1 protein-coding gene is annotated in these 251 nt (G+C 65.7%); it reads left to right on the forward strand.

Annotation, left to right across the window (positions count from 1 at the left end):
• A partial coding sequence (locus D7V77_RS43085) for a transposase (RefSeq protein ID WP_147452412.1) occupies window positions 1-251 on the forward strand: 251 nt, incomplete at both ends.

Raw genomic sequence — 251 nt, forward strand, 5'->3', positions numbered from 1 at the left:
CTACGAGCAGTTGGTTGACCGAGAGCATCCAGTGCGCGCTGTATGGGCGGCTGTCGAAGCGCTGGACATGTCGGACTTCGAGCGCGCTATCCGTGCGCGTCCCCATCACGCGGGTCGTGCGGCGGTGGACCCGAGGCTGTTGCTAGCGCTGTGGGTGTACGGGCAGATGGAGGGCCTCTCCAGCGCTCACGCCATTGCGGCGAGGCTGCGTACGGACGTTGCGTATTGGTGGTTGTGCGGCGGCGTCAATG

This window comes from Corallococcus sp. CA041A (assembly GCF_003612075.1).
GTDB lineage: Bacteria > Myxococcota > Myxococcia > Myxococcales > Myxococcaceae > Corallococcus > Corallococcus exiguus.